This is a genomic window from Halopolyspora algeriensis (genome assembly GCF_003337235.1).
GTDB lineage: Bacteria > Actinomycetota > Actinomycetes > Mycobacteriales > Pseudonocardiaceae > Haloactinomyces > Haloactinomyces algeriensis.
Genome location: NZ_QPJC01000001.1, coordinates 576864 through 601193 on the forward strand (window position 1 = coordinate 576864; position 24330 = coordinate 601193).

Sequence of the window (24330 nt, forward strand, 5' to 3'; positions counted from 1 at the left end):
GAACCATCGTCCTTCGCGCCGGTCGGTACCGGCGCCCGAACCGAGTGAGGAGTGCATGCAGCTGCTCCGCCGCGGTGACGTCGGTCCGGCCGTTTCCGAAGTCAGGAACATTCTCGCTGCGCTGGACCTGCTACCGGCACCGAACGGCCAAACCGGACCCATCACCTACGACACGGCGGTGGAACATGCTGTTCGGACTTTCCAGCAGCAACGAGGACTCATCACCGATGGCATCGTCGGACCGGCCACGTACCGTGCGCTGACCGACGCCCGCTGGCGACTCGGGGACCGGTCGCTGGCCTTCCTGGTGTCCAAACCGGTCAGCGGCGACGACGTGTTCGCCTTACAGGAGCGGCTGCTCGAACTCGGCTACGATGCGGGTCGCCCGGACGGGATCTTCGGTCGGGAAACCGAGCAAGCGCTACGCAGCTTCCAGCGTGACTACGGACTCAACCCCGACGGCATCTGCGGGCCGGGCACGCTGCGTGCCCTCAGGCAACTCGCCCCGAAGGTGCGCGGCGGCAGGCCCGTGTACCTGCGCGAGCAGGAAAAGGTGCGCCGTTCCGGGCCGCTTCTGCGTGGCAAACGCATCGTCATCGACCCGGGGCACGGTGGTCACGATCAGGGGGCGGTCGTCGACGGGATCTCCGAGGCCGAGCTGGCCTGGGACTTCGCTCGTCGCCTCGAAGGACGCATGATGGCCACCGGCATGGAGGCACTCATCTCGCGGGGGCCCCAGGCGTGCCCGGGAGACACCGAGCGCGCGACCTTCGCCAACGAAGCCGGGGCGGACCTGTTCCTGTCGCTGCACATGGACGCCAACATCTCTGCGCTGGCACAGGGCGTGGCCAGCTTCCACTTCGGTACCGGCAACGGCACCACCTCCAATGTGGGCGAAGCGCTCGCCGGGTTCCTGCAGCGCGAAATCGTCGCGCGCACGGGCATGCGCGATTGCCGTACCCACCCCAAGACCTGGGAAGTACTACGGCTGACGAAAATGCCCGCTGTACGTGTGGAGATCGGGTACCTGACCAACCACGAGGACCGCGGGCGGCTGCTCGATCCCGCTTTCCGGGATGTCATCGCCGAGGGGCTGCTGGTCGCCGTGAAACGCCTGTACCTGCTCGGCAAGGACGACCAGCCGACCGGCACGTTCACCTTCGACGACCTGCTGCGCCACGAGCTCACTCGCGCCGAAGGCGCCTGATTCGGCAACGCACGTTCGCGCGGGCACGTTCCGGCCACGTCCTCCGGCTGCAGCCCTTCCGCGGTTGCACGCGGTAAGCGGACCCGCATCGGCAGCCACCCGGTTCGTGCCGTCGTTTCAGGCGCGGCCGAAAGTGGGCTCGGCAGTGTGGACCGAGACCGAACCGAGCAGCCGCTCCAGGGCTGCCTCGACGTCTTCCTTCCACGAGATGGCGTTACGCAGCTCCAGCCGCAACCGGGGCCACTGTGGGTGCCTGCGCACGGTCTTGAAACCCACCTGCTGCAGAAAGCCCGCGGGAATCACGCAGCCGTTCCCGGTCTCCTGCAGGTCCCCGAAAGCCTCGATCGCCGTGACCCCGCGGCGGGTGAGATCCTTGGCGACGCTCTGCACGAGCACCCGGCCCAGGCCACCGTGCTCGAAATCCGCGGTCACTCGCAGGGCCGTCAGCAGGATGGCGTCCGCACTGACCGGCCCGGTCGGGAAGGTCGCCGCCCCGGGTACGGCCGATGGAGGGGCGTAGAACGCGTAGCCGGCAGCCACCCCGTCCACGGACAGGACGCGGCCGCAGGAGCCCCACTCCAGGAGAACACCGGAGACCCACGCCTCCTTCTCCAGGGCGGTCTGCCCGAACTGCTCGGCCTGTTCCCGAATGTGCGGTGCGAGCTCCCAGAAAACACAGTGACGGCACTTCGATGGCAGGTCGTCGAGGCCGTCCAGCGTGATGCCGGTTACGCGTCGCGACACCTGACCTCCCGGTACTCGGCGACCGCGGCAGCGGCCACCCCGGTACGTGTGAACATCCGCACACCCCTCGCGATGAGACCAGAATAAGCCGTGGCCGCCCGGGGCGAAAGCAACCTCACACGACAGGCATCTCCCGGAAGGGTGAGATACGCTACTTCACCCGCCACCGGTGCGAGGCATCCGTTACACGGACGCGTGTACGGTGCGATAACACGGATAGAATCGTCGAATCGTCGCAGCCACGGCAACGTCAGCCGGCAGACACGGTGCACCACCGAACCCGGGAGCGCGGAATGTCCGATCAAGGAACTCAGCCGAGCGATACCGACCCCACGGCGCCGGACCCGCAGGCTCAGCAGGAACAGGCCTCATCGGGTAGGCAGACCTCGGTTTACAACCTCGATGCGCACACTCGGCGTTATGCACAGCGCACAGCGGGGATGACGGCCTCCGAAATCCGGGCTCTCTTCTCGGTCGCCAGCAGGCCCGAGGTCGTCTCGCTGGCGGGCGGCATGCCCAACCTGGCGGCTCTGCCCCTGGACTCCCTGGGCGAAGAGATCGCACGGTTGGTCTCGACGGACGGCCAGGCGGCGTTGCAGTACGGCTCCGCCCAGGGGGTTCCCCAGCTGCGGGAGCAGATCTGCGAGATCATGTCGCTGGAGGGTATCGACGCCCACCCGGACGACGTGATGGTCACCGTCGGATCCCAGATGGCGATGGACCTGGTTACCCGAGTCTTCGTCGACCCCGGCGACGTCGTCCTCGCCGAGGGGCCGTCCTTCGTGGGAGCGCTCGGTTCGTTCGCGGCCTACCAGGCCGACATCGTGCACGTGGCGATGGACTCCGACGGGTTGCAACCGGAAGCCCTGCGCCAGACGATCGACGAGGTCACCCGCCAGGGCAAACGGATCAAGTTCCTGTACACGATCCCGAACTTCCACAACCCCGCCGGCGTCACCCTGGCGACCGAGCGCCGCGCGGAAGTGCTCGACATCTGCGCCCGGCACGGGATCATGGTGCTGGAGGACAACCCGTACGGGCTTCTCGGTTTCGACGGTCAGACCTACCCGGCGCTGCGCGCATCGGACCCGGACAACGTGGTTTACCTGGGTTCGTTCTCCAAGGTCTTCGCCTCGGGGCTGCGGGTCGGTTGGGTGCTCGCACCCCATGCGGTTCGCGAGAAACTCGTTCTCGCCGCCGAGTCCGCCACGCTGTGCCCGCCCACCCTGAACCAGATGATCGTCTCGCGGTACCTGAGCACGCATGACTGGCAGGGTCAGATCAAGGTTTTTCAGGAGCAGTACCGCGAGCGCCGCGATGCCATGCTGGGTGCTCTCGAGCAGCACATGCCCGCGGGGTGTGACTGGACGCATCCCGAAGGCGGCTTCTACGTCTGGTTCACCGCTCCCGAAGGGGTGGACGCCAAGGCGATGCTGCCACGGGCGGTGACCCAGCGCGTTGCCTACGCTTCGGGAACGGGTTTCTACTCCGGCGAGTTCGGCAATCGGCAGATGCGGCTGTCCTTCTGCTACCCGACTCCCGAACGCATCCACGAGGGTGTGCGACGTCTGGCCAACACCATCACCGAGGAACTCGACCTCGTGCACACCTTCGGTTCCGCGGATCGGCGCCCGATGACGGGACCGCAGGCGCCCTCGCCGGATACGGCGTAATCTCCACTGCCCGACGGCGTGGTGCGCTTTCGCCGCCGGACCTTTCGTGATTGTTCGATTCGTCCACTGTGCCTTCAGCGACACGGAGCGCACAGTGGACTGCTACGTGTCAGGGATGTTGAGGCCGAAGTGTCCGATCGTTGGGTTGCCGTACTGTCGGGGGGACTTTCGCATGAGCGCGAGGTGTCGTTGCGGTCCGGCCGTCGGTTGTCGGCGGCACTGAGGTCCGCGGACGTCACCGTGACCGAGTGGGATGCCGATGGTCGGCTGCTGGACCGGCTGCAGCACGAGCGCCCGGACGCCGTCGTCATCGCATTGCACGGCGGAGAGGGCGAGAACGGCGCGATCCAGTCGATTCTCGACATGCTCGGAGTGCCCTATGTCGGTACCGATCCGCGTGCCTGCCGCCGGGCATGGGACAAGCCCACGGCGAAGGCCGAAATCGCCCGTGCGGGACTCACCACACCGGACTGGGTCGTTCTGCCACATTCGACTTTCCGCGAACTCGGCGCCCAGGCCGTGCTCGATGCACTGGTGGCAAAACTGGGGTTGCCGCTGATGCTCAAACCCGACCAGGGTGGTTCCGCGCTCGGTGCCAGGGTGGTGCGCGAAGCCGCCGAGCTTCCTTCCGCAATGGTCGGCGCCCTGTCTTATGGGGACACCGTGCTCGTCGAGCAGTTCATCGAGGGAACCGAGGTGGCGATCGGTGTCCTGGACGGTACGGGCGGCCCCGAAGCACTCCCGGCCGTACGGATCGAGGCCGCCGATGGAGTCTACGACTACGCCGCCCGCTATACCGCAGGGTTGACGAGCTACCAGGCTCCCGCGGAGCTGGACGCGGAGACCGCCACCAGAGCAGGGGAGTTGGCGGTCGCAGCGCACCGGTTGCTCGGCTTGCGCGACGTGTCCCGGACCGATGCGATCGTCGACCGCCACGGCACCGTGCACTTTCTCGAGGTGAACGTCTCCCCGGGGCTGACGGAAACCTCACTGCTGCCCATGGCGATCGACGCCGCCGACCGCTCCCTGGGCACCACCTTCGCCGAGCTCATCGAGCGCGCCATCGCCCGCCGGCACTGAGGGAGTGTCACCCGGGATCGTCACGAGCGGGGCAATGCGCTTCCTGCGGTGATGGTGTTCCGTTGCCCATCACCGTGCGGCACTTGCACTACGATTCAACACTCGTACCGGCCACGGCCCCGCCTGTTTCACGTGAAACTCTCCACTGTCACGGTGACGAAATTGCCCCGTGTCATCGGTCGTCGATCTTGACAGGGTTCTCGGCCGAATTCGGCAACATCAACTCGGCCAAGCGTTCGAGATCTTCAGCCGAACCGAACTCGATCACGATACGCCCCTTGCGTTGTCCGGACTCGACCTTGACCGTGGTGTCCCACTGATCGGAGAGCTTCTCCGCCAACCGTTCCGAGCCCGGAACCTCCATCCGCTTGCGCGGTGCCGGCTTCGGCTTCGCCGCTTCCGTCCCCTTCCACAGAGTCACCGCTTCCTCGGTGGCCCGAACCGACAGTCCCTCGGCGATGACCCGAGAGGCAAGCTCCTCCTGACCGTTCGGGTCCTCCATGCTCAGCAGGGCCCGAGCGTGCCCGGCGGAAAGGACACCCGCGGCCACCCGTCGCTGCACGGGCAGGGGTAGTCGCAACAGCCGGATGGTGTTGGTGATGACCGGGCGACTACGACCGATTCGGTCGGCGAGTTCATCATGGGTCACGCCGAACTCGTCCAACAACTGCTGGTAGGCCGAAGCCTCCTCGAGAGGGTTGAGCTGGACTCGGTGAATGTTCTCCAGGAGTGCGTCCCGGAGGAGAGCATCGTCCTGGATCTGCCGGACGATTGCCGGAAGAACTTCCAGTCCGGCTCGCTGCGCGGCACGCCACCGCCGTTCCCCCATGATGAGCTCGTAATGCCCATCGCCGGTATCGCGTACGACGATCGGCTGCATCAGCCCGAACTCGCTGATGGAGTGCTCCAGCTCGGCCAGCGCCTCCTCGTCGAACACCTGGCGTGGCTGCCTCGGATTCGGCGTGATCGCCGCGATATCGACCTCGCGGTAGACGGCACCTGCCACGGTCCCGCCTGTTTCACGTGAAACCGAAGTCTCCTGCTCCGGATACGTGCGGTGTTCCTGATGGCCACCATTCGGCGATTCGGGAGACCGTGCACCCCCGGATACCGCCTCGGCGTTCTCCTCCGGGGGTGCACTCGGGATCAGCGCGGCCAGTCCTCGTCCCAGGCCGCCTCGACGCTCCGTCATGCCGTCTTCCTCTCGGAACCTCGTTCGGCGATCTCGCGCGCCGCATCGAGATAGCTCATCGAACCGCGCGATCCCGGGTCGTAGGTCAGCACGGTCTGCCCGAAGCCGGGAGCTTCGGAAATCTTGACGCTGCGGGGAATCACCGTTCGCAACGCGAGCTCGCCGAAATGCCCTCGTACCTCACTGGTGACCTGGTCGGCGAGTTTGGTGCGGCCGTCATACATCGTCAGCAGGATCGTGGAGATCGTCAAAGCGGGGTTCAGGTGCGACTGTACGAGTTCGATATTACTCAGCAGCTGCCCCAGCCCCTCGAGGGCGTAATACTCGCATTGGATCGGGATGACCACTTCGTCCGCGGCCACCATCGCGTTCACCGTGAGCAGTCCGAGCGACGGCGGGCAGTCGATGAAGACGTAGTCGACATCGAGTTGGTCCAGCACGCCGGAACCGAGCGCCTCCTTCAGGCGTGCCTCCCGGGCGACCATCGTGACCAACTCGATTTCCGAACCGGCCAGGTCGATAGTGGCCGGCACGCAGTGGAGATTCTCCGATTGGGTGCTCTCCACCGCCGCATCGGCGATCCCGATCTCGCCGAGAAGGATTTCGTAGATCGAAGGCACATTGGATCGGTGCTCGACTCCGAGCGCGGTGCTCGCATTCCCCTGCGGATCGAGATCTATCACGAGTACGTTGAGTCCCTGCAGGGCCAGGGCCGCAGCGAGGTTCACCGTGCTCGTCGTCTTGCCGACTCCGCCCTTCTGATTGGCGACCGTCAGGATGCGCCGTCGCTCCGGACGGGGAAGTTGAATCGTTTCGGGGTGCAGCACTCGAGTGGCCCGTTCGGCTTCCTCCATGATCGGTGTCCACCCGAACTCCTCCGAGCTGACCCCGGAGTGCTCACCGCCCCCGGGGCTCGAGGGAAAGCGCATACCACCCACCGCGCGCCCTCTGGTTTCACGTGAAACGTGGCCCGCTCCGTTCGACTCCGGATTCATGTGTCAGCGATCCTTCCTTGTCCGACGCTTGCCGCTACGGCGGCGAGTGGATACGGGTCGCGACGAGACATCGACCGCCCGTTCCACCACCACGACATTTGTGGGGACCTCGAGTACGCCGCCACCACAGGAAAGCACCTCCTGACGGGCACCTCCCGCACGCTCGATGGCCACGCGGTCCCGGGCGAGTTCCTCCGAGGCACTGGCCCCTTTCATGGCGAGCAGTCGGCCGCCGGGGCGGGCCAACGGCAGGCACCAGGCCGTCAGACGCTCCATCGGTGCGACGGCACGAGCGATCACGACGTCCTGACCCGCCAGTCGTTCCCGCACCGGACCCTCCTCAGCACGTCCACGCACCACCTCGACGGTCAGTGCCAACTCGGCAACGACCTCCTGCAGCCAAGCCACTCGCCGCGCCATCGGTTCGAGCAGAGTGACCGTGATATCCGGGCGTGCGATCGCCAACGGGATACCCGGAAGTCCCGCCCCGGAGCCTACGTCGAGCACCCCACTCCGTGGTGTCAGCAACTCCGCAATCACCGCAGAGTTCAACAGATGTCTTTCCCACAGGCGCCCCACTTCGCGGGGGCCGATCAAGCCACGCCGGACTCCGTGCTCGGTAAGCATCCGCGCAAAGTGCTCCGCCAAGGGGAGACGCTCACCGAAGACACGCTGTTTGGCTTCCTGCGTGACCTCGGCACTCCCTTGGCCCTCACGGTCCTCCACTCCCTCGACCTCCCTGCGTTGTTTCACGTGAAACCCCGACCGACACTCACCCGGAGAGGACCTTAGAGGGTGCACGGACCGGGGTCGACTGGCCGGCTTCCGACAAGCGGTGTCAGCCGCTTGTCGCCACGCACGCAGCCCGCACCGCTCACGTGAAACCTGCTCGCACAAAAAAGCTGCCCCCCGGTCCGACGACCGCGAGGGCAGCATCCGGGTGAGCAGCATGGCATCACTCCACCCGGTACACGACAACCTTCCGGTTCGGAGGCTCACCCTCGCTCTCGCTGTGCACACCGTCGACCTCGGCCACCGCATCGTGCACGATCTTGCGTTCGAACGGGCTCATCGGACGCAGCCGCGTCTCCTCGCCCGTCTCGAGGACGCTCCGGGCAGTGGTACGCCCCAGCTTGCTCAGTTCGTCGCGTCGACTCGCGCGCCATCCGGCGATATCGAGCATCAAGCGACTTCGCTCACCGGTCTCCTGCTGCACCGCCAATCGCGTCAGCTCCTGCAGCGCCTCGAGAACCTCGCCGCTACGGCCGACAAGCTTCTCGAGATCGTCACCACCATCGATGCTGACGATGGCACGTCCCGCCTCGACATCGAGATCGATGTCACCGTCGTAGTCGAGCAGGTCGAGCAGTTTCTCCAGGTAGTCACCCGCGATATCGCCTTCCTTGACGAGCGCCGCATCGGTCTCGGTCACGGACTCGTCGGAGCCGTCTGCCGGAACCTGTGCATCCTGGCCGGACTCCTGCACGGTTTCAGACACTGGGTGTCTCCTCTCCAGGGATTCGCGGGGGCTTATCGGGACTCGCCCGAGAATCCCCCATCACGGAAACGATCTTCGGTTGCTCCGGGGATTTCACTGGGCCGGTCGTCACTCGCGCCCGCTTCCACCGGTTCGGCATGCGCGACGGCACCCTTCGGGGCATCGTTCGACTCGGCAGCAGGGACAACCCCGGTGGGGGCGGTCGCCGCTCGCTCGCCTTCCTCCCGGTCGATCCTGCTGAAGACGATTCGCTGCTGGGCCAATGTCCAGACATTGTTGGCCAGCCAGTAGAGCAGGATAGCCAGAGGCAGGAACGGGCCCGCGATCAGAGCGAACATCGGAAACAGCCACAGCGTCATGCGGTTCACGAGCGCGGTCTGCGAGTTCGAGCCCTGTTCCGGGGCCTGGCGCTGGATCGAGTGGCGGGCTGTGAAATGGGTCGCGACAGCCGCTGCGATCATCAGCGGCACACCCACCAGGATCATGGACATGCGGTCGGTGCCGAAATCGGCGAGCATCCGGGAAGGTTGGCTGATCGTGTTCGCCAAGTTGGCACCGAACAGATCCGCTTCCACGAACGAGACGACATCGGCACGATCGAACACGAAGTTCGACGCGGCATCCGGTTTGAACCCGTTGAGGACCTGGAACAGGCCGATGAACACCGGCACCTGCACCAGCATCGGCAGGCAACCACCGAGCGGATTGAACCCCTGCTCGGCCTGCAGTTTCTGCATCTCCTGGGCCATCCGCTGCCGGTCGTTGCCGTACTTGTCCTGCAGCTCGCGAACCCGTGGGGCGAACTCCTGCATCTTTTTCATCGAACGCACTTGGTGTACGAACGGTTTGAACAGCAGGGCACGCACACTGAAGACCAGAAAGACGACCGACAGGGTCCAGGCGTAGCCACTCGACGGATCGAGGACGTAACCGAAGACCGTGTGCCAGAACCACAGGATGGCCGAAACCGGGTCATTGATGAAGTCCAGCACTGAACTACTCCTCGGCGCGGGGTCGGGGGGCATGGGTGCTGCTGGACTCACCGGGAACGGTCGATTCCCGCAAGGCCCGGCTTCGCCGGAAGGATTCCCGCCGAGGCGGTACGGGGTCCAGGCCGCCGGGATGCCAGGGGCCGCAGCGCAGCAGCCGCCACAGGGTCAGCCCGCTTCCGCGAAACGCACCGTGCACCGTCAGCGCTTCCACCGCGTAAGCACTGCAACTCGGGTAGAACCGGCACATCGGGGGGAGCAGCGGCGAGATCACCGCGCGGTAGAGCCGGATGGGCAGGAGCAGGATCCACGCAAGCGGCCCTGGGCGCCGCGCGACATCGCGGTGCCGATCGGCGGATTGGTCTTGCTCTGCCATCACATGTGTTCCGTCAATGAGAGCCCGCGGCCGAAGTGGGCAACTGCAGCTTGCGGAATGCGGCGTCGAGGTCCTTGCCCAATTCACGACTGTTCGCCCGGGCGGCCGGGGGTAAGGCACGCACCACCACCAGTGTGCCAGGTGGCAGCCCTGCGAGACGATCGCGCATCAGATGCCGCAGACGCCGCGCGACACGGTGACGCACCACCGCATTGCCGACGGCCTTGCTCACGACAAAACCCACCCGGGTCGGTTCGCCCCGTTCCCGGGTGGGTGCCGTCTCGATGGGCGAGGCCTCGTCATCGGTCCGATGCCCCCCACTGGTTCGTCGGGGCGTTGCCTCGCCCGGGCCGGACACATCGGCACGTGGCGCAGCAGCACCCGCACCGCCCGACCCCGGCAGCAACACATGCACCACCAGGCGTGATCGCCCGGATCGGCGACCACGACGGACCACCAGGCTGAAGTCCTGGCTTCGGGTCAGGCGGGCAGCCGCAGGAAGCACGGTCCGCAGACGCTCAGGCGGTCAGCTGCTTACGACCCCTGCGGCGACGAGCGGCCACGATCGCGCGGCCGGCCCGGGTGCGCATGCGCAGCCGGAACCCGTGGGTCTTGGCCCGCTTACGATTGTTCGGCTGATAGGTGCGCTTGCCCTTGCTCACGGTCGATTCTCCCGGTTACTACAGGCGCAAAATGGCCACAGTGGCTCGGTCAGGTACCCCCCACCCGCCAGGCTGCGATCGCCGCTTTCCCGACTGTGGCCGGGCCCGGCAGGAAATGCGTGCTACATCAGTGCGAGGTGGCACACAGCGCCCGAACACCAAGCGCCCGAACACCGTCGGAAATCAAGCGCGATCGCATGCCCGCTTGTACAGCGGGGGACTGTACGAGGGTACGCAGGGCGAGAAGCCGGTTCCAAACCGGGGTGCCACCTCTACCCCGCACACTGCCCCCGCGGCTTGCTGACCGCGGCTGTTCCCGGCGGCCTTGAAGACCACGAGAGCCACTTGCTAACCTGCCCGTCCGCTCACGCGCTCGGGTTCACCGATCGGCGCGGGTCTGCGACCCGGAGGTCACAAGAACCCGGCGTCATGGCTTGACCTCGATCGACACAGCACCGTGGGCCCCACGGCGCACCATCACGCCATTCTGCCGTACCTTCGTGCACAGTTGTGGACAACTCTGTGGATACGTATCTCGACAACGTCCATTCAGAGCTGACCCGACCACCCGCGCAGATCCTGCGATTCGCGCGGGTACCGGGGCGCGCGGGTCACGTGCCAACGAGGGGAGGGGAGCCCAGCGGTGTCCGAGCACCAAGCCGATCTCGAGCGAGTTTGGGACGAGGTGGTGCACGAGCTGTCCTCGGGCACGCTCTCGCCCCAGCAGCGCGCGTGGATGCGTGTCACACGCCCGATCGGACTGCTGGACGGCACCGCCCTGCTGGCCGCCCCGAGCGACTTCGCCAAGGAAGCGATCGAGCGTGCCCTGCGAGATCCGATCACCGAGGCGCTCTCGCGCAGGCTGGGCCGCTCCGTTTCTCTGGCCGTCAAGGTGGACACCACCGTTCCGGCACCGACCCGACCGGTCACCCAGCAGCCCTCCGCCCCCGAATCCCAGGACCATCGGGATCCGTCCGCCGGAGTGAGTGAGTCCGAGTACACCTGGCCCGCCTATGAGGAGTCCGTCCACGGGGACTCGCACCATCCCCCGGGCCCGCAGTCGGGCGTGCGCTACGACGGACCTGCCGATCGGTCCCCGGAGTACTGGACGCACGACCGACCCGCGACCGACCCCGGAACGCCTCCCTACGCCAATACCGCACACACCGGCTCGATCAGCGGATCGCTGCCCACAGCATCGACGGCGGGGCAGTCCGCGGAGCCGCCCGCGGGCCCGTCTGCCGTAGAACCACAGGATCACGGGTTGTTCCCCGCACCCTCGTGGCCCGGGAGACGAACCGGTACCGAGCGCGGGTGGTCGGCAGCCGAACGTGCGAGCACGGACGACCCCACCCACGCCGAGGCTGTCGGCGAGACCGAAACGGATGAGGACGACGGCGGTGAGACGCTCGAGTCCCCCCACGAGGGCTGGCCGACCGCAGGCGGCGGGAGCCAACCCGAAACTCAGCAGGGTCAGCCGTTCACCGCACCGAAGCACGGGCCACCCACCTCGCAGACCCGCCTCAACGCGAAGTACACCTTCGACACGTTCGTGATCGGGGCTTCCAACCGCTTCGCCCACGCTGCGGCCGTGGCCGGTGCGGAGGCTCCGGCCCGCGCGTACAACCCGCTGTTCATCTGGGGCGAGTCCGGACTGGGCAAGACGCACCTGCTGCATGCGGTGGGCCACTACACGCAACGCCTGTTCCCGGGAATGCGCGTACGCTACGTCTCCACCGAGGAGTTCACCAACGACTTCATCAACTCGTTGCGTGACGATCGGCAGGTCGCCTTCCAGCGTCGCTACCGCAATGTCGACGTACTGCTGGTCGACGACATCCAGTTCCTGGAGGGCAAGGAAGGAACCCAGGAGGAGTTCTTCCACACCTTCAACACACTGCACAACTCCAACAAGCAGATCGTGGTTTCCTCCGACCGCCCTCCGAAGAGCCTCCACACCTTGGAGGACCGGCTGCGTACGCGCTTCGAGTGGGGACTGATCACCGATATCCAGCCGCCTGAGCTGGAAACCCGAATCGCGATTCTGCGCAAGAAGGCCGCACAGGACAGGCTCGCCGCCCCCGCCGAGGTCTTGGAGTTCATCGCGGCACGGATCGAGCGCAACATCCGCGAGCTGGAGGGCGCGCTGATCCGGGTGACCGCGTTCGCTTCGCTGAACCAGCAGCCGGTGGACGTGCAACTGGCCGAGATCGTGTTGCGGGATCTCATCCCGGACTCGCACACCCCGGAGATCACCGCACAGACGATCATGTCGGTGACCGCCGAGTTCTTCGAGGTCACCGTGGACGATCTGTGCGGACCGGGCAAGACGAAGGCGCTGGCCCAGGCTCGGCAGATCGCCATGTACTTGTGCCGGGAGCTCACCGACTCGTCCCTGCCGAAGATCGGCCAGAGCTTCGGCGGCCGCGACCACACGACGGTCATGTATGCGGACAAGAAGATCCGCAAGGGGATGGCCGAGCGCCGCCGTGTCTACGACCAGGTTCAGGAGCTCACTGCGCGCATCAAGCAGCAGGCCACCCTCTTCTGAGCCACGCGCAGTTCCCTCACCCCACGTTCGGGACTCCGCTGTGACCGGCACTGGTCTTTTCGCGCCTTCACATGTCGACGCCCGTGCATCATGGCGGGGATCCGGCCTCTTCGGCGCCGTGAAGCGGATCTCTCGGTCTGTTTGCGTACGCATCGGTATCCACCATGCCCTGCCGCGGGGCTCGGACACAGCGGGCGCTGCACGAGCCCGCACGAACCGCGACAAAACGGACCGCATCGAGCGGTGAGGGCCTTCGGATACGGAGTGTCACGGTAAGGCGCGATCCTTACCCGGTTGTGAATTACCGCATCATCGACGGCCGACAACCCGTTGGTAACCCGAGTTGTCCACAGACAAATCCGTCCCCAGGCCTGCGCTGCGACACTACGAAAATCAATCACAAGCTGTACACAAAGATCCCGGACTTGCCCACAGGGAGAGGGCCAGTTGCCCACAAGTTGTCCACAGAGTTGTCCACAACCCGATCGATGGACGAGGTGGCCCCCACAAGCGCTGGGGATAACCCGGCCTCTCCCTGGGGATGGACTGGGGACAGATCGACAGAAGCTGGGGATGAGTCTGTCCACAAGCGAAGTTGTCCACAGACGATCAGCGTGATCCACAAGTTACTCACAGTGGAGTCCACAACCACATGCACGAGATGACCAGCACAGAACCGACTTGTCCCCAATATCCACAGCCCCTACTACTTCGGCTGGTTTTTCTCTTTTCTTTGGGAAAAAAGAAAAAAGAAGGGGACGTGGACAAGTGGGCGAGCGGCGCGTTGTGGTCGCCGGAACCCGGACCGCACGAGCAGGGACCCGGATGACGCGCGCACAGCGCAGGTTCTACGGTGGGACTCCCCGTACCCGACCGACGGCCTGACGGTCGGGGAGTTCTTGCCGGTACCGGACCGTGCCGGCAAGAGCCCATGCGTGAGCACAGCTGTCCGCTCGACCGAAGTTCCCGGCAAGCCGCTCAGTGGCTGGACCGAAAGGACGCCCATGAAGATCCGCGTGGAACGTGATGGCCTCGCCGATGCCGTCGCCTGGGTCGCACGCAGCGTTCCGTCGCGGCCACCGGTCCCGGTCCTGGGCGGGGTGCTGCTCGACGCGAGTTCCGAGGACACCCTGACCATCTCGGGCTTCGATTACGAGGTCTCGGCTCAGGTCGGTGTCGAGGCCACGGTCGAATCGACCGGCCGTACCCTGGTGTCCGGTCGGCTGCTCGCCGACATCACCAAGGCGTTGCCGTCCCGCCCGGTCGACATCACCGTGGACGGCAGCCGCGTCGGCATCACCTGCGGGAGTTCCCGGTTCAGCCTCCCGACGATGCCGGTGGAGGACTACCCTCAGCTGCCCGGCATGCCCGAGCACGCCGGTTCCGTCCCCGGTGACCTCTTCGGCGAAGCCGTATCCCAAGTCGCGATTGCCGCGGGCAAGGACGAGACGCTGCCGATGCTCACCGGCGTCCGGATCGAGATCGACTCCGACCGCCTGACGATGGTGGCCACGGATCGCTTCCGGCTCGCCATGCGGGAGTTCGCCTGGGAACCGAGCGGATCGGTGGCCGACACGGCGGTGCTCGTCCCGGCCAAAACCCTGGCGGATTCGGCCAAAACCCTGGCCAGCGCGGACAGCAAGGTCGAGATCTCCCTCGCCTCGGGGGACGGCCTGCTCGGGCTCTCCGGTCCCCGGCGCCGCAACACCAGCCGGCTGCTCGACGCCGAGTTCCCGAAGTACCGTCAGTTGCTGCCCACGGAAACCTCGGCGAGCGCGATCGTCGACGTCACCCCGCTGGTGGAAGCGATCAAGCGAGTCTCCCTGGTTGCCGAGCGCGGTACCCAGGTTCGCCTGGAGTTCTCCGATTCCGGACTGCGCCTGACCGCAGGGGGCGATGACGAAGGCAGCGCGGAGGAGGAGCTGGCCGTCGAGTTCTCGGGCGATCCGCTCACCGTCGCGTTCAATCCCGGCTATCTGCTCGACGGGCTCGGCGCATTGAAGACCGACCGGGCCCAGATGCTGTTCACCACCTCAAGCCGGCCCGCGCTCATCAAACCGGTGGGGCAGGATGGCGAAGTGAGTGAGGGATACCTCTACCTGCTGATGCCGGTTCGGATGCCCGGCTGAATCACCGGGCCCGCCGATGGGTACATATCCCTTACCGGCAACCAAGATCCCCGAACAGCAGCCAAGGAGTTCCGGTGCAACTCGGTCTCATCGGTTTGGGCAGGATGGGTTCCAACATGCGTGACCGGCTACGCGCGGCCGGCCACGAGGTCGTGGGGTACGACCGCAATCCGCAAGTCAGCGATGTCACCTCGCTCACCGACTTGGTGCAGCAACTGCAGGCACCACGTGTGGTGTGGATCATGGTTCCGCACGGTGCTCCGACACGCCAGGTTCTCGAGGAGTTGGGGGACTCCCTCGAGGCTGATGACCTGGTACTCGAGGGCGGCAACTCGCGATTCACCGACGACCGGTCGAACGCCGCCATGTTGGCGGAGAGGGGCATCAAATACGTCGATGTCGGCGTTTCCGGAGGTGTCTGGGGGGCCGAGAACGGTTATGGTCTGATGGCCGGAGGGGATACCGAGGACATCGAGCGAGCGATGCCGATCTTCGATGCTCTGCGCCCGCCGGGTGACCGGGACAAGGGTTTCGCACATGCCGGGCCGGTCGGTGCGGGCCACTACGCCAAGATGGTGCACAACGGCATCGAGTACGGCTTGATGCAGGCCTATGCCGAGGGTTTCGAGTTGCTGGCCGCTTCCGAGGTCGTCACCGACGTACCCGCGACCATCAAGGCGTGGAGCCAGGGGACCGTCGTGCGCTCCTGGTTGCTGGACCTGCTGGTCCGGGCCCTGGAGGAGGATCCGGAACTCGAGCGGTTGCGCGGCTACGTCAGTGACTCCGGTGAAGGGCGGTGGACGATCGAGGAGTCGATCAACAACGCGGTGCCGACACCGGCGATCACCTCGGCGCTGTTCGCCCGGTTCGCCTCACGTCAGGAGGACTCGCCCGCGATGAAGGCGGTCGCGGCACTGCGCAACCAGTTCGGTGGTCACTCCGTTCAATCCAGCGACGAGTGAGCCTTGTACGTTCGCCACCTACAACTGACCGACTTCCGCTCCTGGCAGCACCTCGACCTCGCATTCGATGCCGGGCCGAGCGTGCTGGTCGGGGCGAACGGGCAGGGCAAGACGAACCTTGTCGAGGCACTCGGATACGTTTCCACACTCGGTTCACACCGCGTGTCCGGTGACGCTCCTCTGATCCGGCGCGGGACCCAGCGGGCCGTGGTGCGGGTCGCCGTTGTTCATGCGGGGCGAGAGCTGCTGGTGGAACTCGAGATCGCCGCGGGCCGGGCGAACCGGGCCAGGATCAATCGCGGAGCGGCCTGTCGTCCCCGGGATGTACTGGGGGCCCTGCGCACCGTCCTGTTCGCGCCGGAGGACCTGGTCATGGTACGGGGAGAGCCCGGCGATCGGCGCCGCTTCCTCGACGACCTGCTGGTTTCCCGCACACCGCGCTATGCGGGTGTGCGCACCGATTACGAACGCGTGCTCAAGCAGCGCAGCGCGCTGCTGAAATCTGCGGGAGCGGCGCGCAAGAGCGGGATGAACTCGGATGACCTGCGCACCCTCGAGGTATGGGACGGGCACCTGGCTCGCCACGGAGCCGACCTGCTGGCGGGCAGGCTCGATCTGGTGGCCGACCTGGCCCCGCACGTGGCCGATGCGTACGCGAGCGTGGCCGCGCCGTCCGAGGCTTCGGACACGGCATCGCAGGGAGTGGACCCTTCCGGGCGATCCGCCGACGTGAGTTACCGCAGCAGTCTCGGAAGTTCTCTGCCCGAGGGGTTCGGCCTGACCCGCGGCACTCGCGCAGGAGACGAACAGGGCCGGAAATCGCTGGAGTCCGCCCTGCTGGCCGAACTGGAACGCGTGCGTGGCCAGGAACTCGAACGTGGTGTCTCCCTGGTGGGGCCGCATCGGGACGACCTCGACCTCGTGCTCGGCGATGCCCCGGCGAAGGGATACGCCAGCCACGGTGAGTCCTGGTCGCTGGCCCTGGCACTGCGACTGGCTTCTTACCACCTGCTGACAGCGGACGGCGCGGAACCGGTGCTGATACTCGACGACGTCTTCGCCGAGCTCGACCGCAGGCGGCGCGCGCGGTTGGCCGAGCTGGTGGCTGGGGCCGAGCAAGTGCTGGTGACGGCTGCCGTTGACGAGGACGTTCCCGGCGAGCTGTCCGGTGTCCGGTTCGAGGTGGGGGGCGGTGAGGTGCAGCGTGTCGCATGATTCCCGTTCGGCCCGCGGTGGAGCTCTGCGGTCTCCTGCCCGGAATCCGATGTCACGCAGCGTGCTCGACTCTCCTTCTGCCTTCCCTGCGGAGGGCAACCGCCACACGAATGGGGATAACTCTGTGGATGATGTGGATAACTCCGTGACCGGGACGTCGACCTCCGCGGAAGCCGGCGGATCCGTCTCGGAGGGGGAACCGCCTTTCCAGGACCCCTCACTGCGGGGAGCGGACCTGGCACGTGCGGCCCTGCAAGCCGCTCGGGAGCAGACGAAGACCCGGGGTCGGGGCAGGCCCCGCAAGAAGGCGGCAGGCACGGGAGTCCGGCGTAGGCGTGGTTGGTCGGGACCGGGAACCGACGACCGCGATCCCCAACCGCTCGGGCGGGTCGCCTCCCGCATCGCCGCCGACCACGGCTGGGCCGAACGGCTGGTCGCAGGGCAGGTTTTCGGCAGGTGGGCAGCACTGGTGGGTGACGATGTCGCCGAACACACCAAGCCCGTGGCCCTGCAGGAGGGTGTGCTCACCGTGCAGGCGGAGTCGACCGCCTGGGCCACGCAACTACGGCTGCTGCAGCGCCAGATCCTCGCGCGCATCGCCGATGCCCTGGGCAAGGACACGGTTCGTCGGCTCAGAGTGCAGGGGCCTGCCGCTCCGAGCTGGCGCTACGGCCCCCGGCACATCTCCGGCCGTGGCCCGCGCGATACCTACGGTTGACCAAGGCCCCTGGCTCGAGGCGACGAGTTCGGCGCAGGCGGTTCGTACCTCTTGAAACCCACCCTGATCCGATTTGTTGGCTCTGTGGGCAATCCAGAGGGGTCCTTGGGCCGCTTCTGAGTAAGGGGACCAGTAGAATGGTTATCGGACAGGCAATCCGGCTCTAGGAGACACCGAGGCCCGTGGCAGCAAAGAAGAACGAATACAGCGCTTCCTCCATCACCGTTCTCGAGGGCCTTGAGGCCGTCCGCAAGCGTCCGGGCATGTACATCGGTTCCACCGGTGAGCGCGGCTTGCACCACCTGGTGTGGGAAGTTGTGGACAACTCCGTCGACGAGGCCATGGCCGGGCATGCCAGTCGCGTCGACGTGGCCCTGCTCGCCGACGGCGGCATCCGAGTCTCGGACGACGGCCGCGGCATCCCCGTCGACCAGCACCCGGTGGAGAAGAAGCCGACGCTCGAGGTCGTGCTGACCATGCTGCACGCGGGGGGCAAGTTCGGCGGTGAGTCCTACGCCGTCTCCGGTGGCCTGCACGGAGTGGGCGTCTCCGTGGTCAACGCGCTGTCGTCCGTACTGGAGGCGGAGATCCATCGCGGTGGCTTCGTATGGCGCCAGCGCTACGAGGACTCCAAACCGGTGCATCCCCCGGAAAAGGGCGAGGCCACCAAGAGGACCGGCACGAGCATCACGTTCTGGGCGGATCCGAACACCTTCGAAACCACCCGGTACAACGCCGAGACCATCGCACGCCGCCTGCAGGAAATGGCGTTCCTCAACAAGGGACTGACCATCGTCCTGCACGACGAGCGTGCCGCCGAGGAGGACGAATCCGGCGAGGACGCCTCCGGTGAGACCGCGCGCTCGGCGGAGCGCACCTTCCACTACCCGGGCGGTCTCGAGGACTTCGTCGCTCACATCAACGCCACCAAGGACCCGCTGCACAAGAAGGTGGTCAGCTTCAACGCGTCCGGTGATGGCCACGAGGTCGAGGTCGCGATGCAGTGGAACAACGGCTACAACCAGTCGGTCTACACCTTCGCGAACACGATCAACACCCACGAGGGCGGCACCCACGAGGAAGGCTTCCGTGCGGCGCTGACCAGGGTGGTCAACGCCTACGCCAAGGACAAGAAGCTCCTCAAGGACAAGGACTCCAGCCTCACCGGTGACGATGTGCGCGAGGGGCTCGCGGCGATCGTGTCGGTGAAGGTCTCCGAGCCCCAGTTCGAAGGCCAGACGAAGACCAAGCTCGGCAACACCGAGGTGAAGTCCTTCGTGCAGACCACGGCGTTCGAGTGGCTCAGCGACTGGTTCGAACGCAACCCGGCCGACGCCAAGACCATCATCAACAAGGCGGTGTCGTCGGCGCAGGCGCGGCAGGCGGCGCGCAAGGCCAAGGACCTCGTACGCCGCAAGTCCGCCATGGACATCGGCGGCCTGCCCGGCAAGCTCAAGGACTGCCAGTCCAACAACCCCGACGAGTGCGAGGTCTACATCGTCGAGGGCGACTCGGCGGGCGGATCGGCCAAGGAGGGGCGGGAGTCCCGGTACCAGGCGATCCTGCCGATCCGCGGCAAGATCATCAATGTGGAGAAGTCCCGGATCGACAAGGTCCTCAAGAACAACGAGGTGCAGTCGATCATCACCGCGCTGGGGACCGGCATCCACGACGAGTTCGATCTCTCCAAGCTGCGGTACAACAAGATCGTGCTGATGGCCGACGCCGACGTCGACGGCCAGCACATCCGGACACTGCTGCTCACCCTGCTGTTCCGGTTCATGCGCCCGCTGATCGAGAACGGCCACGTCTACCTCGCGAGCCCGCCGCTGTACAAGATCAAGTGGCCGCGTTCGGAGCCGCAGTACGCCTACAGCGACCGCGAGCGCGACGCACTGCTGCAGCAGGGTGCCTCCGAGGGCAAGAGACTGCCGAAGGAGGAGGGCATCCAGCGTTACAAGGGCCTCGGCGAGATGAACGCCGACGAGCTGTGGGAGACGACGATGGACCCGACCAGCCGCCTGCTGATGCAGGTGACGCTGGACGACGCGGCCACCGCCGACGAGCTGTTCAGTGTCCTGATGGGCGAGGATGTCGAGGCCCGGCGGTCGTTCATCACCCGCAACGCCAACGGGGTCCGGTTCCTGGACGTCTGACCGCGCATCGCCTCGAACCGTTCACGGCTGACGAGGTGCGCGTGCTCCCGGACCCGCTGGTCCGAGCGAGCGGGTTCATCGCCGTGCTGCCCGGCGCACCTCCACGTCAGCCGACCAAGCCAGCGAAAAGAAGGACGGGATGACCGAAACTCTTCCTCCTGAGGGCGGCCGCGTCGAGCCGGTCGACATCCAGCAGGAGATGCAGAACTCCTACATCGATTACGCGATGAGCGTGATCGTCGCCCGGGCGCTGCCCGACGTGCGTGACGGCCTCAAACCGGTGCACCGCCGCGTGCTCTACTCGATGTACGACTCGGGCTTCCGCCCGGATCGTTCCTACGTCAAGTGTTCCCGCGTCGTCGGTGACGTGATGGGTAACTACCACCCGCACGGCGACTCGGCGATCTACGACACCCTGGTGCGCCTGGCCCAGCCCTGGTCCATGCGCCACCAGCTCATCGACGGCCAGGGCAACTTCGGTTCGCCGGGCAACGATCCGGCCGCTGCGATGCGCTACACGGAGTCGCGGCTGGCGCCGTTGGCGATGAGCATGCTCGCCGACATCGGCGAGGACACCGTCGACTTCTCCGACAACTACGACGGTCGGACGCAGGAGCCCGACGTCCTCCCCTCGAGGATCCCGAACCTGCTGGTCAACGGTGGTGGCGGGATCGCGGTCGGGATGGCCACCAACATCCCGCCGCACAACCTGCGCGAGGTCGCCGACGGTGTGGTGTGGGCGCTGGAGAACCCGGAGGCGACCGACGAGGAGCTGCTCGAGGCACTGATCGAGCGGATCAAGGGCCCGGACTTTCCCACTTCGGGACTGATCATGGGCAGCACCTCGATCGCCGATGCTTACCGCACGGGCCGGGGATCGATCAAGATGCGTGCCGTGGTCGATGTCGAGGACGACACCAAGGGCCGCACCTCACTGGTGGTCACCGAGTTGCCGTACCAGGTCAACCCGGACAATCTCATCGAGAACATCGCCTCGATGCACCGCGACGGCAAGCTCTCGGGCATTTCCGACATCTCCGACGAGTCCAACAGCCGCCGCGGGATGCGGATCGTCATCACCCTGAAAAAGGATGCGATCCCGAAGGTGGTGCTCAACAACCTCTACAAGCACACCCAGCTGCAGACCACGTTCGGCGTGAACATGCTGGCCCTGGTCGAGGGAGTGCCCCGGACACTGCGGCTGGACCAGGTGATCCGGTACTACGTCAAGCACCAGATCGAGGTCATCGTCCGGCGTACCCGGTACCGGCTGCGCAAGGCCGAGGAGAAGGCACACGTCCTGCGCGGCCTGGCCAAGGCGCTCGATGCGTTGGACGAGGTGATCGCGCTGATCCGCCGGTCGCCGACGGCCGAGGACGCGCGCAACGGCCTGATCGAGCTGCTCGACATCGACGAGGTCCAGGCGACCGCGATCCTGGACATGCAGCTGCGCAAGCTGGCCGCGCTGGAGCGTCAGAAGATCCTCGACCAGCTCGCCGAGATCGAGGAGCAGATCGCCGACCTCACCGACATCCTCGAGAATCCGGAGCGGCAGCGGCGCATCGTCCGCGACGAGCTCATGGAGATCGTCGACAAGCACGGTGACGAGCGGCGCACCAGGATCGTCCCGTACGAGGGCGAGGTCTCGATGGAGGACCTCATCGCCGACGAGGACGTCGTCGTCACGATCACCCGGACGGGATACGCCAAGCGGACGCGCACCGACCTGTACCGGGCACAGAAGCGCGGCGGCAAGGGTGTGCAGGGAGCCCAGCTCAAGCAGGACGACATCGTCTCGCATTTCTTCGTGTGCTCCACGCACGACTGGATCCTGTTCTTCACCAACAAGGGGCGGGTCTACCGGGCCAAGGCCTACGAGCTGCCGGAGGCCAACCGCACCGCTCGCGGGCAGCACGTGGCGAACCTGCTGGCGTTCCAGCCGGACGAGCACATCGCCCAGGTGATGCAGATCAAGGACTACACGGCGTCGCCGTATCTGGTGCTGGCCACGAAGAACGGCCTGGTCAAGAAGACGAAACTCACCGAGTTCGATTCCAACCGGTCGGGTGGCCTCATCGGGATCAACCTCAAGGACGACGACGAGCTCGTCGGCGCCGTGCTGTGCTCCACGGACGACGATCTGCTGCTCGTCTCCGCCGAGGGGCAGTCGATTCGTTTCCACGCCACCGACGAGGTGCTGCGGCCGATGGGGCGCGCGACCTCCGGTGTGCTGGGGATGCGTTTCAACTCCGGCGACGAGCTGTTGTCCATGGGGGTGGTCCGGCCCGATCGGTATGTCCTGGTGGCGACCGACGGCGGCTATGCCAAGCGCACGCCGATCGACGATTACCCGGTGCAGGGCCGCGGCGGAAAGGGAGTTCTCACTCTTCAGTATGACCGCAAGCGTGGCAGGCTGGTGTCAGCGCTTATTGTCGAAGTGGACGATGAGCTCTACGCGATTACTTCCCAGGGTGGGGTCATCCGGACCACCGCCAAGGAGGTGCGCAAGGCCGGCAGGCAAACGAAGGGGGTTCGCCTGATGGATCTCGGGGAGGCCACCTCGGTGGTTGCCATCGCGCGCAATGCCGATGAGGCCGTCGATCCCGATGCCGCCGGCCCGGAACAGCGAAAGTAGTGGCGTGGGCAGCATCGTCGCCACAGGACGCCGATGATCAGCGAAGGACCGCCCGTGACACCTTCCGACAAGCCGCAGCGTTCGGATTCGCAGTCCCAGAAGGACACGGATTCGACCTCGGTCATGACGCAGGCAGTCGACGACAACTCGACCGGGACACAGGCCGGGGGGTCCACCGAGCACGACGGTGGGCCGGAGGGCGCCACGGCAGCGGTCGGTGAGATCGAGCACACCGATTCCACCGGGGCGCGGGCAACGGACGACTCCGGCAAGGAGGAGCTGCAGAGCAGCAATGCCGGGGTGTCGGGTGGTACCGGCACCCCTCCTCCGTGGCAGCGGACTTCGAGCGCCTCGGTGGCCGGGTCGGAAACCTCCGAGGGGAGTGGTTCCGGAAGTACCGCCTCCGCCGGGATCACCGACCCCGGGACGGGTGCCGCGGATTCCGGGCAGGAGGCCGGACAGGAGTCGGATGGCTCGGTGCCACGGGATTCGGAGCCGATCGGGTCCGGGGGGAGCGCTGCGGCGACCACGGGGGCGGAATCACCGCGTGCGGAGGCCGGTACGGCAGAAGCGCCGAACTCGGACGCGGAGGACACCCAGACGATCCCGCACCCGTTGCGGGACATGGGGCAGCCCGCACAGGCGGGCTCCGGAGCCGCTGCTGGGGCGGAGTCCGCCGAATCCTCCCGCACCGAGCGTACGACCGTGTCGTTCGCGGGGGGCGCGGATGCTGCGGGGAGCACGGCGAGCAGGTCCTCGGCCTCGGGGTCCGCGGGTGGTGCTCGGCGCCCGAGCCGGGGGCCTCGTCGCGCGAGCCTGCAGATCCGGAGAGTCGACCCGTGGTCGGTGCTCAAGCTCGCGCTGGTGCTGAGCGTGGCCATGTTCTTCGTGTGGATGATCGCCGTCGCGGTGCTCTACGGGGTGCTCGGCGGTATGGGCGTGTGGGATCAGCTCAACGGTACGTTCAGTGACCTCACACAACCGGAGAACACGATCGGTGAGCCCCTGATCAGCGCGGGCCGCGTGTTCGGTGCCGCCTCGATCGTGGGGGCCGTCAACATCGTGCTGATGACGGCTCTGGCCACGGTGGGAGCCTTCATCTACAACGTGGCTGCCGACTTCGCGGGAGGGGCGGAGGTGACGTTGTCCGAGCGGGAGTGAATCCGCAGGCCGTGGGTGTGTCATCGGCATCGGGCATGTCACACACCCCCGGTTTGGAGCCGTCCGGCGAATCATGTAATGTTTGGGGTGCACGACGGGCCTATAGCTCAGTTGGTTAGAGCGCTTTGCTGATAACGAAGAGGTCGGAGGTTCAAGTCCTCCTAGGCCCACTCTCCCCGTGCAGGTTTCGGTGACGGGCGGCACGGGATGTCCGTTTCGCGGTAGGAGGCGACCGAAGTGAAGAAGCTGTTCATGTTGGCTGCCGTTGCCGGTGCCGTCCTGCTTGTTGTTCGGCGTAACCGTGCGGCCAAGGCGGAGGCCGATCTCTGGCGAGAGGCTACGGCGGAAGCCTGAACCACGAGCAGCTGGGCACAGCTTCGAGCCTCA

General features: G+C 66.3%; 20 protein-coding genes, 1 tRNA gene and 1 pseudogene. 13 read left to right on the plus strand and 9 right to left on the minus strand.

What is annotated here, in order from left to right; all coding sequences use genetic code 11:
- Positions 1-55 precede the first annotated feature (55 nt).
- Positions 56-1207, plus strand: a complete 1152-nt coding sequence (locus DFQ14_RS02790) for an N-acetylmuramoyl-L-alanine amidase (RefSeq protein ID WP_114451383.1) — start codon at positions 56-58, stop codon at positions 1205-1207.
- Between the two features lie 117 nt (positions 1208-1324).
- On the opposite strand, the gene DFQ14_RS02795 is transcribed toward DFQ14_RS02790, so the two are convergent.
- Positions 1325-1951 (minus strand): GNAT family N-acetyltransferase, encoded by a 627-nt coding sequence (locus DFQ14_RS02795; protein WP_114451384.1) that lies wholly within the window; start codon positions 1949-1951, stop codon positions 1325-1327.
- A gap of 293 nt (positions 1952-2244) precedes the next feature.
- On the opposite strand from DFQ14_RS02795, the gene DFQ14_RS02800 reads away from it, so the two are divergent.
- Together DFQ14_RS02800 and DFQ14_RS02805 are read left to right on the plus strand one after the other, a co-directional pair.
- Entirely contained in the window at positions 2245-3624 is a 1380-nt protein-coding gene (locus DFQ14_RS02800) for an aminotransferase-like domain-containing protein (RefSeq protein WP_114451385.1), read from the plus strand.
- 129 nt (positions 3625-3753) lie between these two features.
- The gene (locus tag DFQ14_RS02805; RefSeq protein ID WP_114451386.1) at positions 3754-4704 is read left to right on the plus strand and encodes a D-alanine--D-alanine ligase family protein; all 951 of its coding nucleotides are present in this window, start codon (positions 3754-3756) and stop codon (positions 4702-4704) included.
- A 172-nt stretch (positions 4705-4876) separates the two neighbouring features.
- On the opposite strand, the gene DFQ14_RS02810 is transcribed toward DFQ14_RS02805, so the two are convergent.
- From DFQ14_RS02810 to rpmH, 8 genes are all read right to left on the minus strand, one after another.
- Positions 4877-5896 carry a ParB/RepB/Spo0J family partition protein gene (locus tag DFQ14_RS02810; protein ID WP_114451387.1) on the minus strand — a complete coding sequence of 340 codons (1020 nt, stop codon included), beginning with the start codon at positions 5894-5896 and terminating at the stop codon, positions 4877-4879.
- Entirely contained in the window at positions 5893-6825 is a 933-nt protein-coding gene (locus tag DFQ14_RS02815; RefSeq protein WP_114451577.1) for a ParA family protein, read from the minus strand. The genes DFQ14_RS02810 and DFQ14_RS02815 overlap by 4 nt, the downstream gene beginning before the upstream one ends.
- A 69-nt stretch (positions 6826-6894) precedes the next feature.
- Entirely contained in the window at positions 6895-7617 is a 723-nt protein-coding gene (rsmG, locus tag DFQ14_RS02820) for a 16S rRNA (guanine(527)-N(7))-methyltransferase RsmG (RefSeq protein WP_246195773.1), read from the minus strand.
- 229 nt (positions 7618-7846) lie between these two features.
- Positions 7847-8389, minus strand: coding sequence for a Jag family protein (locus DFQ14_RS02825; RefSeq protein ID WP_114451388.1), 543 nt, complete (start codon positions 8387-8389; stop codon positions 7847-7849).
- A gap of 32 nt (positions 8390-8421) precedes the next feature.
- Positions 8422-9381: a membrane protein insertase YidC gene (gene yidC, locus DFQ14_RS02830; protein ID WP_114451389.1), complete on the minus strand. Its 960-nt coding sequence runs from the start codon at positions 9379-9381 to the stop codon at positions 8422-8424.
- A 4-nt stretch (positions 9382-9385) separates the two neighbouring features.
- On the minus strand, positions 9386-9754 hold the full coding sequence (gene yidD / locus DFQ14_RS02835) for a membrane protein insertion efficiency factor YidD (protein ID WP_114451390.1): 369 nt from the start codon (positions 9752-9754) through the stop codon (positions 9386-9388).
- 13 nt (positions 9755-9767) lie between these two features.
- Positions 9768-10259, minus strand: coding sequence for a ribonuclease P protein component (gene rnpA / locus DFQ14_RS02840; RefSeq protein WP_114451391.1), 492 nt, complete (start codon positions 10257-10259; stop codon positions 9768-9770).
- 13 nt (positions 10260-10272) lie between these two features.
- Positions 10273-10416, minus strand: a complete 144-nt coding sequence (gene rpmH, locus DFQ14_RS02845) for a 50S ribosomal protein L34 (protein WP_114451392.1) — start codon at positions 10414-10416, stop codon at positions 10273-10275.
- 643 nt (positions 10417-11059) lie between these two features.
- Here rpmH and dnaA point away from each other — a divergent pair.
- The 10 genes and pseudogenes from dnaA to DFQ14_RS22105 form a co-directional block, all read left to right on the plus strand.
- Positions 11060-12967, plus strand: coding sequence for a chromosomal replication initiator protein DnaA (dnaA, locus tag DFQ14_RS02850; protein WP_114451393.1), 1908 nt, complete (start codon positions 11060-11062; stop codon positions 12965-12967).
- A 1004-nt stretch (positions 12968-13971) separates the two neighbouring features.
- Positions 13972-15096 (plus strand): DNA polymerase III subunit beta, encoded by a 1125-nt coding sequence (gene dnaN, locus DFQ14_RS02855; RefSeq protein WP_114451394.1) that lies wholly within the window; start codon positions 13972-13974, stop codon positions 15094-15096.
- Positions 15093-16058, plus strand: coding sequence for a phosphogluconate dehydrogenase (NAD(+)-dependent, decarboxylating) (gene gnd, locus DFQ14_RS02860; protein ID WP_257233566.1), 966 nt, complete (start codon positions 15093-15095; stop codon positions 16056-16058). Before dnaN ends, gnd begins: the two co-directional genes overlap by 4 nt.
- Before the next feature lie 3 nt (positions 16059-16061).
- Entirely contained in the window at positions 16062-17273 is a 1212-nt protein-coding gene (recF, locus tag DFQ14_RS02865; RefSeq protein ID WP_114451396.1) for a DNA replication/repair protein RecF, read from the plus strand.
- 145 nt (positions 17274-17418) lie between these two features.
- A complete protein-coding gene (locus tag DFQ14_RS02870; protein WP_257233559.1) occupies positions 17419-17991 on the plus strand; it encodes a DciA family protein in 573 nt (190 codons plus the stop codon).
- A 182-nt stretch (positions 17992-18173) separates the two neighbouring features.
- Complete coding sequence (gene gyrB, locus DFQ14_RS02875; RefSeq protein WP_114451398.1) at positions 18174-20147, plus strand: DNA topoisomerase (ATP-hydrolyzing) subunit B; 1974 nt, start codon at positions 18174-18176, stop codon at positions 20145-20147.
- Positions 20148-20286: 139 nt separating this feature from the next.
- Positions 20287-22782: a DNA gyrase subunit A gene (gene gyrA / locus DFQ14_RS02880; RefSeq protein WP_114451399.1), complete on the plus strand. Its 2496-nt coding sequence runs from the start codon at positions 20287-20289 to the stop codon at positions 22780-22782.
- Positions 22783-23136: 354 nt separating this feature from the next.
- A complete protein-coding gene (locus tag DFQ14_RS02885; RefSeq protein WP_420810129.1) occupies positions 23137-23943 on the plus strand; it encodes a DUF3566 domain-containing protein in 807 nt (268 codons plus the stop codon).
- Positions 23944-24039: 96 nt separating this feature from the next.
- Positions 24040-24113 (plus strand) — tRNA-Ile (locus DFQ14_RS02890).
- Positions 24114-24180: 67 nt separating this feature from the next.
- Positions 24181-24288 (plus strand): annotated as a pseudogene (locus DFQ14_RS22105) (DLW-39 family protein); the annotation flags it as partial.
- Positions 24289-24330 lie beyond the last annotated feature (42 nt).

Excerpts from the sequence above, each read along its gene's own strand:
- DFQ14_RS02790 (WP_114451383.1), top strand. The coding sequence starts at position 56 with ATGCAGCTGCTCCGCCGCGGTGACGTCGGTCCGGCCGTTTCCGAAGTC.
- DFQ14_RS02800 (WP_114451385.1), top strand. The coding sequence starts at position 2,245 with ATGTCCGATCAAGGAACTCAGCCGAGCGATACCGACCCCACGGCGCCG.
- DFQ14_RS02810 (WP_114451387.1), bottom strand. The coding sequence starts at position 5,896 with ATGACGGAGCGTCGAGGCGGCCTGGGACGAGGACTGGCCGCGCTGATC.
- DFQ14_RS02815 (WP_114451577.1), bottom strand. The coding sequence starts at position 6,825 with ATGCGCTTTCCCTCGAGCCCCGGGGGCGGTGAGCACTCCGGGGTCAGC.
- yidD (WP_114451390.1), bottom strand. The coding sequence starts at position 9,754 with ATGGCAGAGCAAGACCAATCCGCCGATCGGCACCGCGATGTCGCGCGG.
- dnaN (WP_114451394.1), top strand. The coding sequence starts at position 13,972 with ATGAAGATCCGCGTGGAACGTGATGGCCTCGCCGATGCCGTCGCCTGG.
- gyrA (WP_114451399.1), top strand. The coding sequence starts at position 20,287 with ATGACCGAAACTCTTCCTCCTGAGGGCGGCCGCGTCGAGCCGGTCGAC.